Raw genomic sequence first — 12,824 nt, forward strand, 5'->3', positions numbered from 1 at the left:
GTTCGTCCGCTTCCTATTTCCCCCGGGGGGGGGCGCGGTCTGGGCCGGGCCCGCCCCACCCGCGGGAATCGACCTCTCATGACCCAGGAACTCCCCGCAACGCGCTCCCTCAAGCCCGCATCCGCCTCCGTCCGCACCTTCGAGGTGGTCGAGGCCCGGACGGTCTCGCCGTCCTTCCGCCGCGTCACCCTGGGCAGCCTCGGCGACGGCTTCGAGCAGGAGTTCGACTACCTCGGCCACGACCACTGGTTCCGGCTGTTCTTCGCCGCGGCGGATCGGGAGCTCGTGCTGCCCTTCGGCGGCGCCGACGGCTGGTACTCGCGCCTGCTGGCGATGCCGGACGAGACGCGTCCGATCGTGCGCAACTACACGATCCGCGACGCGCGACGCGACGGGGAGCGCTGGCTGCTCGACGTCGACTTCGTGCTGCACGCCGGGCAGTCCGGCGACGTGGAGGGCGAGGCGGCGCGCTGGTGCCTGCGAGCGCGGCCCGGCGACCGGGTGGGCCTGCTCGACCAGGGGCGGATCCATCGCGGGGCCGAGCACGACGGCCCGCTGGTCATCGTGGCGGACGAGACGGGCCTGCCGGGCGTCGAGGGGATCGCCCGCTCGCTGGCGGCCGAGGCGGGCGACGGGTCCGGCGCGCGACGTGCCGTGCGCTGCATCGTCGAGATCGGCGACGCGGACGACCGGCGCGAGCTGCCCGGCTTCGACGTCGAGTGGGCACTGCGCGACGGCCATGCCGCCGTCGGCTCGGCGGCTCTGGAGACGCTGCGCTCGGCGGCGGTCGACCCCGGGTCGGCCGCCTACATCGTGGGCGAGGGGTCGGCCACCCTCGCGGCCCGGGCGCATCTCCTCGAGTCGGGCGTCCCGAAGGACCGCATCGACTTCTGCGCCTACTGGCGTCGCTGACAGCGCCGGCGGCGGTGTGCCGAGCCGCACCCACCCACTACGCTTTTCCCGTGCGTCTGGGAGTGCTCGACATCGGATCCAACACCGTGCACCTGCTCGTCGCCGACGCGCATCCGGGTGGGCGGCCGCTCGCCGCGTCCAGCCACCGCACGGTGCTGCGGCTGATGCGGTACCTCACTCCCGGAGGAGCGATCTCGGAGGAGGGCGTCCGCGCCCTCGTCGATGCCGTCAGCCGCGCCCGCGACCTCGCCGGCGAGGAGAAGGTCGAGGAGCTGCTGCCCACCGCGACGTCGGCCGTGCGCGAGGCGGCCAACGGCGCCGAGGTCATCGCCCGCATCGAGGAGGCGCTGGGCCAGCCCCTGCAGGTGCTCGGGGGCGAGACCGAGGCGCGCTTCACGTTCCTCGCCGTCCGTCGCTGGTTCGGGTGGTCGGCCGGGCGCATCCTGCTGTTCGACATCGGCGGCGGGTCGCTCGAGATCGCCGCGGGCGACGAGGACCTGCCCGACTACGCCGAGTCGGTGCCGCTGGGCGCGGGCCGGATGACGCTCGCCTACCTGATGGAGGATCCTCCCGGGGAGAAGGCCGTCGCCGAACTGCGGGCGCACGCCGCGCAGGTGCTGGAGCCGATCGCCGCGACGCTCAAGGGCGCACCCCGCGCGGATCACGTCGTCGGCTCGTCGAAGACGATCCGCTCGCTGGCGAGGCTCGCGGGCTTCCCCCGCAACGGGTGGTCGGGCACGCCGCGGATGGTGCTGCCGCGGCAGTCCCTCGGGCAGTGGATCCCGCGCCTCGCGCGCATCCCCGCCGCGGTGCGCAAGGAGCTGCCGGGCATCACGCCCGAGCGCACGGTGCAGATCACGGCGGGGGCCGTGGTGCTGCACGAGGCCATGAAGGCGCTGAACGTGTCGGAGCTCGAGGTCTCGCCGTGGGCGCTGCGCGAGGGCGTCATGCTGCGCTACATCGAGGAGCTCGGCTGGAGCTGACCCGCCGGGCGAGGCGGGTGTAACGCTTCGCCGGGACGCGGACATGAACGAGGTGTTCAGCCCAGGATGGAGCACCCGATGACGCCACGACCCGACATCCCTCTTCTCGACGCGTTGCGCGCCGCGGATCCCGCGGCGGCGATCGCCCTCGACACGGCGGAGGCGACGGCAGCCGTGCGGCGCGCGCGTCCCCACCGCCCGCCGCGCCGCCGTCGGGTCTTCTGGGCGGCCGCGCTCGCCGCGCTCGTCGTCGTGGGCGTGCCCGTCGGGGCCGTGGCGACGGGATTCGCCGCCCGCACGGGATGGTTCGGATCCCCGAACCCGGGGGACGACCGCGGCTCCTTCTTCAGCACCGAGTCGGACGACACCGAGTGGCTCGACCTCGGCGCCGACGATCTCCCGGACGTCGTCGCGTCGCTCTATCCCGAATGGCTGCCCCTCGCGCCGGGAGTCACCCGCGAGGCGCTCACCGCGCGCGTCGTGGACGCGCTCGCCCACGACGACGCTCTCGCGCAGGAGACCCTCGTCCGTCGGACGTTCGAGTCGGAGGCCTACCGCGACTGGATCGGCGCCTGGATCGCCGCGCACGACGCCGGCGACGCCGCCGCGCGGGCGAGGGCGACCGAGGTGCTGGGCGAGGCGGCCGGCTGGCCGGCGATGGTGGCGACGGACGGCGGCGGCGTCACCGACACCATGCACGCGTTCGCGCGGCGCGTCGCCACCGGGGACGCGGAGGCGGCGCAGGCCCTCGCGCAGATCGAGAACGCTCCCGGGTGGGACGGCGTCGACCGGTCGGCCCTCGGGGCGGAGATCTACGACGAGGCCCGCGAGGCGCAGCGGTGAGCCTCGACGGCGCCATGACCGGCGAGATCCCCTCCGGCGCCGCCGCCTTCACGGCGGCCTCTGCCGACAGCGCGTCGCGGGAACGGGACGCCGAGCGGGCGTTCGAGGCGGCCGTCGCTCCCCTCGTGCCGCTTCTGCTCCGCTACTTCACCCGCCGGGTCACGCCCGCGGACGATGCCGCCGACTGCACGTCCGAGACGCTGCTCGCGCTCTGGCGACACCGGTCGCGGCTGCCCCACGCCGACGACGAACGCCGCGCGTGGGCGTACGGCATCGCCCGCAGGGTGCGTGCGAACCACCACCGCGGCCGCGTGCGCCGCGCCACCGCGGACAGCGCGCTTCGCGCCGCGGCGGCGACGCCGGTCCCGCCCGTCCCCGACGAGGCGTTCGTCGCCGCAGAGGCGCTCGCGCTCCTGCCCGAACGAGACCAGGAGCTGATCCGGCTCGTGATCTGGGAGGAGCTCTCCGTCGCCGACGCCGGGCGCGTGCTCGGCATCCGCCCGGGCGCTGCGCGCACCCGCTATCACCGGGCCCTCGCCCGCCTGCGGCGCTCGTACGCCGCTCTCGACCGCGACTGAGGCGGGCGCGGGGCGGGCGGCCTCGTCCGTGGCCGCTCGCCCCGACTTGACCATGCCGCGACGGCACGGTCTGTGATGGGGCCATGGGTCCGAACACATGGGTTTATCTGGGGTCGTACAGCCTGTCGCTGCTCGGCAACGGCGTCGCGTCGGTGCTGTTCCCGCTGCTGGTGCTCGCCAAGACCGGCGACATCCTCGCCGCCGGCGTGCTGGCGTCGGTGACCGCGGCGGTCGCGGCCGTGGTGGGCGTGCTGGCGGGGGTCGTGGTCGACCGCGTGAACCGGCGGACGGTGGCGATCGTCAGCGACGTGCTGTCAGCGCTCTCGGTCGCCGCAGTGCCGCTGGTCGACGCGCTGTGGGGCCTGAACCTGACCTGGTTCATCGTGCTCGGCGTGATCGGCTCGCTGGGCGACATGCCGGGGATGACGGCGCGCGAGACGATGCTGCCGCGGCTCGTGCAGCTCGCCGGCGGGCGGGTGGGCGCGCTCGACCGGCTGGTGGGCGTCCGGGAGGCGCTGGCGGGCGCGCTGATGCTGATCGGCCCCGGCATCGGCGGCCTGCTGGTGTGGGCGTTCGGGGTCACGTCGACGGCGCTGCTCATCACCGCGGGCATGAGCCTGGCCGCCGCCCTGGCCTCGCTCGCGCTGTCCCCCCGGGCAGGGGACGTGGCGCGGGGCGACGAGGTGGCGCCACGCGGCGGCGTCCGCGGAGTGCTGGTCGAGCTGGTCTCCGGCTGGCGGTTCCTGCTGGGGCATCGGCTGGTGCGGGGTGCGAGCCTGCTGTCGGCGGTGCTCGTCGCGGTGATCGCGGCGTTGCAGGCGACGATCCTGCCCGCGTACTTCACCGCCGAGGAGCTGCCGCAGTTCAGCGGCTTCGCGGCGACGGGCATCGCGGTCGGCGGCCTGCTGAGCGCCGGCGTCTACGCGGCGACGGTCGGCAAGGTCTCGCGGCGCACCTGGTTCGTGATCGGCATGGTCGGCCTGGTGGTCGGCTTCAGCGCGATCGGCGCCCTCGCCGCCCCGTGGCTGGTGCTCGCCGCGGCGGTGCTCGTCGGCCTCACCAACGGCCCGATGTCGGCGGCACTGGGGGTGGCGACCATCGAGGCCACCCCGGACGCGATGCGCGGGAGGGTGCTCGGCGCGCAGAACGCGCTGATGCTGGCGGCGCCCGCCCTCACGGCGGCGCCCATCGCCGCCGTCGCCTCCGGGTTCGGCCTGCTCGCGGCGGGGATCGGAGTCGCGGGAGTGATCGTGGTCACCGCGGTCGTGGCGCTCATCGCGCCCGCCTTCCGATCCCTGGACGCGGATCCCCGGACATGATGGACCTGTCGCCGCGGCGTCGTCGACGAGAACGCAAGGAGGACTGATCGTGGCCTGGAGCACCCGGCAGCTCGCGGACCTCGCGGGCGTGACCCTGCGATCGATCCGGCACTGGCACGACGTCGGCCTGCTGCCGCAGCCCGAGCGGCGCACCAACGGCTACAAGCAGTACACGGCCCGGCACCTGGTGCTCGCGCTGCGCATCCACCGCCTCAGCGCGCTGGGCTTCGGGCTCGACGACGTGGCGCGCATGCTCGAGTCGGAGCAGGACGGCGCCGAGTCGCTGCGCGGGCTCCGAGACGAGCTCGACACGAGGATCGCCGGCCTCGAGCGCGTGCGCGCGGAGGTCGACGAGCTCATCGAGCTGGGGGCGTCGCCCGACCTGTCGTCCGACGCCCTGCTCGCGATGGAGGCGCTCGGCGACGATCCCGCGTCGCGCAACATCGCGATCCTGCTGACCCATCTGATGCCCGCCGAGGACACCCGCGCCATGGTCGACGCGCTGAACGACGCGCCGGAGGAGCTGCTGCACGTCAACACGGCGATCCAGCAGCTGCCGCCCGATGCGACCGAGCAGCGGATCGCGCCGCTCGTCGACCGGGCGGCGTCGGTGACCCAGGAGTTCCTCGCCGCCCACGGCAGCAGCTTCCCGGAGGTGCCGGACATCCCGAGCGACGCACTGAGCACCGACGCGCTGACGGCCCTCGCCGTCGAGCACATGAACCCGGCTCAGCGGCGCGTGCTGGAGCTCGTGCAGGAGCGTCTCCTGGCCTGGTCGGAGGACGCCGACGGGGCGCGCGCGTCCCGCTGAGCGCGCGCCCGCTAGAGGCCCAGGCGCTCGCGAACGACGTCCGCGAGGCGAGCGGCGTAGCGCTCGGCGGAGTCCTCGTCGGCCGCTTCCACCATCACGCGCACCAGCTGCTCGGTGCCCGACGCGCGCAGCAGCACGCGACCGGTGTCGCCGAGCTCGGCCTCGACCTCGCGCACGGCCTGCTGGACGCCCTCGTCGGACACGCGGGAGCGGTCGACGTCTCGCACGTTGACCATCACCTGCGGGTAGACGGTCATGATCGAGGCGAGCTCGGCGAGGGTCTTGCCGGTCCGCGCCATCTCGGCGACGAGGTGCAGCCCGGTGAGCAGGCCGTCGCCCGTGGTGGCGAAGTCGCTCATGATGACGTGGCCCGACTGCTCGCCGCCGAGCGAGTGTCCGCCCTCGTTCATGGCCTCGACGACGTACCTGTCGCCCACCGCCGTCTGGACGACGTGGATGCCGCGCTCGCGCATCGCCATGTGCAGGCCGAGGTTGCTCATGACGGTGGTCACGAGCGTGTCGTTGCGGAGCACGCCGCGCTCGTGCATGGAGGCGGCGAGGATCGCCATGATCTGGTCGCCGTCGATGACGCGCCCCTGCGCGTCGACGGCGAGGCAGCGGTCGGCGTCGCCGTCGTGGGCGATCCCGACGTCGGCTCCCGTGCGCAGCACCGCTGCGGTGAGCTGGTCGAGGTGGGTCGATCCGACGCCGTCGTTGATGTTGACGCCGTCGGGCTCGGCGCCGATGACCGTGACCCGGGCGCCCGCGTCGCGGAACGTCTCGGGCGAGACGCCTGCGGCCGCGCCGTGGGCGCAGTCGAGCACGACGTGCATGCCGTCGAGGCGGTGCGGCAGCGACTGCAGCAGGTGCAGCACGTAGCGGTCCTCGGCGTCGGCGAAGCGGCGGATGCGGCCGACGTCGCCGCCCGTGGGCAGCAGCTTGGCGCCGCTCATGGACTGCTCGATGCGCTGCTCGACGATGTCGGGCAGCTTCACGCCGCCCCGCGCGAAGATCTTGATGCCGTTGTCGGGCGCGGGGTTGTGCGACGCCGAGACCATCACGCCGAAGTCGGCGTCGCGGTCGGCGACGAGGAAGGCGAGCCCGGGGGTGGGGATGACGCCCGCGTCGTAGACGTCGATCCCGGAGGCCGCGAGGCCGGCGGCGACCGCGGCGCTCAGGAACTCGCCCGAGATGCGCGGGTCGCGACCGATGACGACCGCGGCCCGGCGCCCTTCAGCGCGTCGGGCCTCGGCCGAACGGCCCTGGCCCAGGACGACCGCGGTCGCCTGGGCCAGGGACAGTGCCAGGTCGGCGGTGAGGATGCCGTTGGCGAGTCCTCGTACGCCGTCCGTGCCGAAAAGCGGCATCGGGGATGTGCCTCGAGCGCCTTAGCGCTTCGAGAACTGCGACGCCTTGCGGGCCTTCTTGAGACCGGCCTTCTTGCGCTCGATGACGCGGGCGTCGCGCGTGAGGAAGCCGGCCTTCTTGAGGGTCGGGCGGTTGTTCTCACGGTCGATCTCGTTCAGCGCACGGGCGATGGCGAGGCGCAGCGCGCCGGCCTGGCCCGAGGGGCCGCCGCCCGAGATGCGGGCGACCACGTCGTACGCGCCACCGAGGCTCAGCACGGTGAACGGGTCGTTGATCAGCTGCTGGTGCAGCTTGTTCGGGAAGTAGTCCTCGAGGGTGCGGCCGTTGACCGTGATCGTGCCCGAGCCGGGGACGACGCGCACGCGGGCGATGGCCTGCTTGCGACGGCCCACGGCGGCGCCGGAGACGTTGAGGACGGCACGGGGCGCCGAGGTCTCCTCGGAGGCCGGCGTCTCGGTCGAGTAGTTCTGAGTGTCGATGTCAGTCACGTTGAATCCTTGGATGCCGGCGCTTACTGGGCGACCTGGTCGAGGGTGAAGGTCTTGGGCTGCTGCGCGGCGTGCGGGTGCTCGGCACCGACGTACACCTTCAGCTTCGAGAGCTGCTGGCGACCCAGCGAGTTCTTGGGGAGCATGCCGCGGATGGCCTTCTCGACGGCGCGGACGGGGTTCTTCTCGAGCAGCTCGGAGTACGAGACGGCCTTGAGGCCGCCCGGGTAGCCCGAGTGACGGTAGGCCTTCTTCTGCTCGAGCTTCTGGCCCGTGAGCGCGACCTTGTCGGCGTTCACGATGATGACGAAGTCGCCCATGTCCATGTGGGGGGCGAAGGTGGCCTTGTGCTTGCCACGCAGGAGCGCGGCGGCGTGCGAGGCGAGGCGTCCGAGGACGACGTCGGTGGCGTCGATCACGAGCCACTCGCGCTGGGCCTCACCGGCCTTCGGGGTGTAAGTGCGCGTCACAGTAGTGCTGCTTTCTTTTCGAACGGAGTCGTTCGTGAATCCCACTCCGGGGCGGTTCTCCCGGCGATGCCGGGCAAACCAGCCGGTGGAGGGCTCACGTTCGCTGTGCCCGCAGTGGGCACCAAAGGAAGATCCTATCGTACGACACGCCCGGGCGCGAACCCGTGCAGGCGGACGCGGTCGGGCGGCGGCTCCCACCGCCATCGCAGGGGCGACCGCGACCGCAGCTCGACGGGCGGGCCCTCGGGCGGGTGCAGCATCAGCGGTCCGGTGCCGTCGCGCCGGATGCGGTAGCCGCGGTGATGCAGGCTCATGTGGTGATAGCGGCAGAGCAGCACGCCCCGGTCGACATCCGTGCGGCCTCCGTGGGCCGCCCACTCGTCGATATGGTGCGCCTCGCCGTATGACGCGGGCATCGTGCACCTCGGCCACACGCATCCCCCGTCGCGCACGGCGAGGGCGATGCGCTGCCGGGGCGTGAAGAGGCGGTGCTCCCGCCCGACGTCGAGCGGGTTGCCGCACGAGTCGACCGTCACGTCCACGGTGCCGACGCCGCACACCGCCTGGGCGACCGCGGCGGCGGGCAGCGTGTCGCCGCCGTCCTCGAGGTGGCCGACGCCCTCGTCGAGCGCATCCTTCATGACGACCACGCGCACGCCGGGCTGCCGCGCGCCGAAGACCTTCGATGCGTCGGCGAGCGCCCCGCCCGCAGCACGTCGATGATCAGGTCGTAGGCGAGCTGATCGTTCGAGCGCGGGTCGGCGATCAGGTCGCCTGCGGTCGCCGCCTCCTCCGGGTCGACGAACCTCGGGCCGCCGCGCCGCGGCCGCAGGGCGGAGTCGAGCATCGACCGCACCCACGCGGCACCGTGGTCGTCGAACCGGAGCTTCGCGTGGTGGATGCCGTCGGCATCCGTCCACATCCGGAACGACCGCGCCTCGTGCCGCGCGAGGTAGCGCGCCTCCGCGCCCTCCGCGTCGAGCCGATCGCGGATCTGCCGCCCCGCCGCCGCGAGCTCCTCCACCGTGCGAACCGGCACCTCGTCCAAGAGCTGCTGTGCGGCGATGCCCCATGCCTCGACGGCCTGCCTGCCGGGTGCGACGTCGCCCGGGTCAGCCGGCGGGTCTCCCAGCCCGCGCAGGATCGCATCGGCCTGCGCGACCGTGACGCCGCCGGCGAGCACGGCGGCGTCCACGACCGCATGCCAGGGCAGGCCTCTCGGCGACTCCTCCATCGCGCCGGGCCCCGCCTCGACACGGCCGATCTCCATCGAGGCCTCCAGCAGCGACTCGCCGAGTCGCACCTGCTTGGCGGCGTCAGACCTCGTGGAGCCTGACAGCTGCTGCACCAGCGAGACGGCGTCACGGTGCCCCCGCGCCTGCGCGAGACCGGCGTGCCCGCTCTCGCGCACCGACCGGGTCGCCGCGACCCCCGCGGCGACCGCGCGCAGTCGCTCCCCCACTCGCACCAGCGCCGATCCGGCCTCGATGAGGCGCACGATGTCGTCGTCCGACCGGCGCGCCGCCGCGGCGACGTCGAGCGCGGCGAAGGCGCTGACGGCGGCGATGCGCTGCTCGAGGTCGGAGAGGAAGTCCATGGGTCGATCCTCGTCGTGGCCACCGACATGGCGCCGCGGATATCCCCTGTTCAGGGTCGGAATCCGCGAGCCCGTGGACAACTCGGCCGCCGGGCGGGATGTGGACGAGACTCCGGCACCGCGATGGGCGCCGCCACGCGCCACGCGCCGCCTCCGCCGCTCGCGGCTCAGCCCGCCGCGACCACCTCGAGCGAGGTCAGCACGTCCCCGCTCCAGACGTAGAGCCGTCCGTCCGCGTAGTCGATCGCGAGCGGCGCATCCGCGTCGAGCGACGGCTCGCAGGCGACCCACGACCCGTCGGCGGCCATGAACGACACGCCCTCGCAGTCCGCGTCCGCGAGGGCCACGTAGCCGTCCTCGGTCGCCACGAGACCGCCGTCCGGCAGCTCGGCGTGGACCGGGTAGGGCGCACCCGCGTCCTCCCACCCCTGGCCGTCGGCCGTGGTCGCGCGGCCGGCCGGGGTGCACGATCCGTCGTCGAGCGCGATCGCCACGAGCGCCTGGTCGCGCGCTCCGCCGGGGACCAGCGCCAGCAGCTCGGCGGCGTCGTCGGGCGTCGCGGAGCTCCAGGCGATCGCGTCGGCCGTGCGCTCCAGCGTCGGCAGGATGCCCTCGGCGCACGAGCCGGCGACTCCGCGCCACAGGACGCCGCCGCCGTCGAGGGCGAGGAAGCGCGCCTCCGGGTCGGTCTGCGGCGTCGCCGGCTCGGGGGTCGTCATCGCCACCGGCTCGGCCGTCTGCTCGGGCACGGGCGCCGCGTCGGAGCCGGCGGCGCCGCGCACGACGGCCGTGACGATCAGCACCAGGGCGGTCGCCGCGACGGCGACGAGCAGCACGTATCGGGTCCACCGGCCGACGGCGATCATCCGCGACATCCGGCTCTCCTTCTCACATGCGACGCTGCGTCATCCTCGCACATCCGCGAGGACGGCGCGGCGCCCTTTCCGCCGCACCCTGCCGCGCCACGCGGCATCCCTGCGCGGCATCACTGCGCGGCGTCACTGCGCGGCGTTCTCGAATCGCCGCACCTCGTCGCCCGCCCACGTCCACACGCCGTCCGCATCGGCATCGAGAGCGACGGCGGATGCCGGGTCGGCCTCCTCGTCGCACGCCACGGCCGTGACGTCGCCCGCGCCGGAGACCACCGAGACCTGCACGCCGGCGCAGTCGGCGGCGACGTGGGCGACGTACAGGGCGTCGCCCGCGGGCGCCACGGCGAGCGCGGCGGGCACGCCCGCGTCGGACCAGTCGGCGCTGTCGCCGCGCAGCGCCCGGCCGTCGCACACCAGCGCCAGCCGCCCGTCGTCGCTGCGCACGCTGCGCGGCTCGGGGCACGGCGCGTCGACGTCTCCGCTCGGCGTCGTCACGGCCGCGGCGCCGGGGGCGGGGTAGCTCGCCGCCGCCAGCACGTCGTCGTAGTCGCTCCAGAAGGCGCCGTCGCTGAAGGTGCGCATGGCGCGCGGGTCGCAGGCGTCGGCGTCCGAGGCGTCGTCGAGCACGGTGGCGATCAGCTGCGCCTGGTCCTGCGCGAACCCGTCGAGCGCGATCAGCTGGGTGATGCCGCGGTAGGCGGGCGTGACGTCGGTCCAGGCGGCTCCGTCGTCGTCCGAGCGCTCGAGCACGGGGGTGACACCGTCGGCGCACGAGCCGGCGGTGCCGCGCCACAGGACGCCGTCGGCCGCGGCGAGCAGGCGCTCGGCGTCGCGTGCCACGGGCTCGGGGACGTCGACACGCGTCGGCGTCGGGGAGGGCGTCGTGTCGGCCGAGGTGGCCGGCGGCGAGGCCGTGCCGGCAGGCCCGGCGGCGGGCGCGTCGCCGGAGCCCCGCTGGAGCGCCAGCACCGCGAGCACGCCCACCACGGCGGCGAGCACCGCGACGAGGACGATGCCCGTCCACCTGCGCGCGACCAGGGGACTTCTCACGGCCGTGTCAGACGGACGGGTCTCGGGGCGGCGGGATCGCGTTCGACCGTCGCCGCACGGGCTCGGCGGGCGCCTCGGCCGCCGTGCTGCGCCGGGCAGCGGGCGCGGCCTGCGCCTCCTCGGCGCCGTAGCCGTACCCGTAGCCGTATCCGTAGCCGTAGTCGTACGCGTCCGGGCCTCGCGTCGGCACCCGCGACAGCACGATGCCGGCGACGCGGGCGCTGACGGTCTCGAGCGCGTCGAGCGCGCCGGCCAGCTGGCCGCGGTGGGTGCTGCCGGCCGCGGCGACGACGATCGCTCCGCTCGTGCTCTTGGCCAGCAGGGCGGCGTCGGTGACCGGCAGCAGCGGCGGGGCGTCCAGGATCACGATGTCGGCGTCCTGGTGGAAGACCTCGAGCAGTTCGCGCATGCGCTTCGAGCCGAGCAGCTCGCTGGGGTTCGGCGGCACCTTGCCCGCGGGCAGGATGTACAGCGAGCGGCGCCCCCAGCGCTGCAGCACGTCGGTGAGCTCGGCGCGGCCGATCAGCACGTCGGTGAGGCCGACGCCGCCCTCGATGCCGAGGTAGTCGGCGACCTTGGGCTTTCGCAGGTCGCCGTCGATGAGCACGACGCGCTTGCCCGAGTCGGCGAGGGCGAGGGCGAGGTTCACCGCCGTCGTCGACTTGCCCTCGCCGGGGATGCTCGAGGTGATGACGAAGCTGTGGCCGCCCTCGAGGTCGAGGAACTGGAGGTTGGTGCGCAGCGCACGGAACGCCTCGCTGCGGGGGTTCAGGGGGTCCGCCTGCACGATGAGCGGGCGCTCGTCGGCCTTGGCGTCGAACGGGATCGCGCCGATGATCGGCCGGTCGGTCAGCGCGATGACGTCACGCGACGTGCGGATGCGGGTGTCGAGCACGGTGCGCAGCACGGCGAAGGCGACGCCGAGCGCGAGGCCCACCAGGGCGCCCAGCGCGAGGTTGAGCGGCACGTTGGGGCTGCTGGCGGTCGCGGCGGGCAGCGCGGTGCTGATGGGGGTGACCTTGACGGGGCTCGGCGCGTCGGGCAGGGTCTCGACCTCGTCGATCGCCGACGCGAGGCTGGTGGCGACGGCGTTGGCGATGTCGGCGGCGCGCGCCGGGTCGGAGTCGGTGACGGTGGTCTGCACGACCGTGGTGTTGAGCGGGCTGGAGACCGCGACGCGCTTGGCGAGCTCGGAGGCGATGGTGTCCAGGCCGAGATCGGCGATCACCGGGTCGAGCACCTTCGGCGAGGACGCCAGCTGCACCCACGAGTTCACGCGGGCCTGCGTGTAGGTGTTGCCCTGGGTGAGCTCGGTGCTGGTGCTGCCCGACTGGGTGGACACGATGATCTCGCTGCTCGACTGGTACAGCGGGGTGCGCGTCAAGGAGTACACCGCCGCGGCTCCGATGCCGACGAGGACGATGATCGCGATGACGATCCAGTTCTTCCGCAGGATGCGGATGTAGTCGCTGAGCTCCACGCGCGCCTTTCCGATTTGCCGCAATCCTTGCATACCCGCTCTCGGATCGACGG

General features: G+C 73.9%; 14 protein-coding genes. 6 read left to right on the forward strand and 8 right to left on the reverse strand.

The window, feature by feature from the left end; all coding sequences use genetic code 11:
* Positions 1 to 78 precede the first annotated feature (78 nt).
* From K5S26_RS12820 to K5S26_RS12845, 6 genes are all read left to right on the forward strand, one after another.
* Entirely contained in the window at positions 79 to 912 is an 834-nt protein-coding gene (locus tag K5S26_RS12820; protein WP_221858760.1) for a siderophore-interacting protein, read from the forward strand.
* A 50-nt stretch (positions 913 to 962) separates the two neighbouring features.
* Positions 963 to 1,895 carry a Ppx/GppA phosphatase family protein gene (locus K5S26_RS12825; protein WP_221858762.1) on the forward strand — a complete coding sequence of 311 codons (933 nt, stop codon included), beginning with the start codon at positions 963 to 965 and terminating at the stop codon, positions 1,893 to 1,895.
* Positions 1,896 to 1,973: 78 nt separating this feature from the next.
* On the forward strand, positions 1,974 to 2,738 hold the full coding sequence (locus tag K5S26_RS12830) for a hypothetical protein (protein WP_221858764.1): 765 nt from the start codon (positions 1,974 to 1,976) through the stop codon (positions 2,736 to 2,738).
* Entirely contained in the window at positions 2,735 to 3,316 is a 582-nt protein-coding gene (locus K5S26_RS12835) for an RNA polymerase sigma factor (protein ID WP_221858766.1), read from the forward strand. Before K5S26_RS12830 ends, K5S26_RS12835 begins: the two co-directional genes overlap by 4 nt.
* Before the next feature lie 83 nt (positions 3,317 to 3,399).
* Positions 3,400 to 4,635: an MFS transporter gene (locus K5S26_RS12840; protein ID WP_221858768.1), complete on the forward strand. Its 1,236-nt coding sequence runs from the start codon at positions 3,400 to 3,402 to the stop codon at positions 4,633 to 4,635.
* Positions 4,636 to 4,684: 49 nt separating this feature from the next.
* Positions 4,685 to 5,446, forward strand: a complete 762-nt coding sequence (locus K5S26_RS12845; RefSeq protein WP_221858770.1) for a MerR family transcriptional regulator — start codon at positions 4,685 to 4,687, stop codon at positions 5,444 to 5,446.
* A gap of 11 nt (positions 5,447 to 5,457) precedes the next feature.
* Here the strand turns inward: K5S26_RS12845 and glmM are convergent, their stop codons facing one another.
* From glmM to K5S26_RS12885, 8 genes are all read right to left on the reverse strand, one after another.
* Positions 5,458 to 6,813, reverse strand: coding sequence for a phosphoglucosamine mutase (gene glmM, locus K5S26_RS12850; RefSeq protein WP_221858772.1), 1,356 nt, complete (start codon positions 6,811 to 6,813; stop codon positions 5,458 to 5,460).
* A gap of 21 nt (positions 6,814 to 6,834) precedes the next feature.
* Entirely contained in the window at positions 6,835 to 7,302 is a 468-nt protein-coding gene (gene rpsI, locus K5S26_RS12855) for a 30S ribosomal protein S9 (RefSeq protein ID WP_221858774.1), read from the reverse strand.
* Between the two features lie 23 nt (positions 7,303 to 7,325).
* Entirely contained in the window at positions 7,326 to 7,772 is a 447-nt protein-coding gene (gene rplM, locus K5S26_RS12860; RefSeq protein ID WP_221858776.1) for a 50S ribosomal protein L13, read from the reverse strand.
* 134 nt (positions 7,773 to 7,906) lie between these two features.
* The gene (locus K5S26_RS12865) at positions 7,907 to 8,413 is read right to left on the reverse strand and encodes an HNH endonuclease signature motif containing protein (protein ID WP_221858778.1); all 507 of its coding nucleotides are present in this window, start codon (positions 8,411 to 8,413) and stop codon (positions 7,907 to 7,909) included.
* Positions 8,410 to 9,369, reverse strand: a complete 960-nt coding sequence (locus K5S26_RS12870) for a hypothetical protein (protein WP_221858780.1) — start codon at positions 9,367 to 9,369, stop codon at positions 8,410 to 8,412. The genes K5S26_RS12865 and K5S26_RS12870 overlap by 4 nt, the downstream gene beginning before the upstream one ends.
* A gap of 167 nt (positions 9,370 to 9,536) precedes the next feature.
* A complete protein-coding gene (locus tag K5S26_RS12875) occupies positions 9,537 to 10,244 on the reverse strand; it encodes a hypothetical protein (protein WP_221858782.1) in 708 nt (235 codons plus the stop codon).
* A gap of 123 nt (positions 10,245 to 10,367) precedes the next feature.
* Positions 10,368 to 11,291 carry a hypothetical protein gene (locus tag K5S26_RS12880; protein ID WP_221858784.1) on the reverse strand — a complete coding sequence of 308 codons (924 nt, stop codon included), beginning with the start codon at positions 11,289 to 11,291 and terminating at the stop codon, positions 10,368 to 10,370.
* A 7-nt stretch (positions 11,292 to 11,298) separates the two neighbouring features.
* A complete protein-coding gene (locus tag K5S26_RS12885; RefSeq protein WP_221858792.1) occupies positions 11,299 to 12,771 on the reverse strand; it encodes a tyrosine-protein kinase domain-containing protein in 1,473 nt (490 codons plus the stop codon).
* Between the last annotated feature and the right edge of the window lie 53 nt (positions 12,772 to 12,824).

The sequence above is a fragment of the Microbacterium marinilacus genome, from assembly GCF_019753765.1.
Classification (GTDB): domain Bacteria; phylum Actinomycetota; class Actinomycetes; order Actinomycetales; family Microbacteriaceae; genus Microbacterium; species Microbacterium marinilacus.

Bases quoted from the DNA above. Each gene is read 5' to 3' on its own strand.
- K5S26_RS12820 (WP_221858760.1), top strand. From the start codon at position 79: ATGACCCAGGAACTCCCCGCAACGCGCTCCCTCAAGCCCGCATCCGCC.
- K5S26_RS12830 (WP_221858764.1), top strand. From the start codon at position 1,974: ATGACGCCACGACCCGACATCCCTCTTCTCGACGCGTTGCGCGCCGCG.
- K5S26_RS12840 (WP_221858768.1), top strand. From the start codon at position 3,400: ATGGGTCCGAACACATGGGTTTATCTGGGGTCGTACAGCCTGTCGCTG.
- glmM (WP_221858772.1), bottom strand. From the start codon at position 6,813: ATGCCGCTTTTCGGCACGGACGGCGTACGAGGACTCGCCAACGGCATC.
- K5S26_RS12865 (WP_221858778.1), bottom strand. From the start codon at position 8,413: ATGAAGGATGCGCTCGACGAGGGCGTCGGCCACCTCGAGGACGGCGGC.
- K5S26_RS12870 (WP_221858780.1), bottom strand. From the start codon at position 9,369: ATGGACTTCCTCTCCGACCTCGAGCAGCGCATCGCCGCCGTCAGCGCC.
- K5S26_RS12875 (WP_221858782.1), bottom strand. From the start codon at position 10,244: ATGTCGCGGATGATCGCCGTCGGCCGGTGGACCCGATACGTGCTGCTC.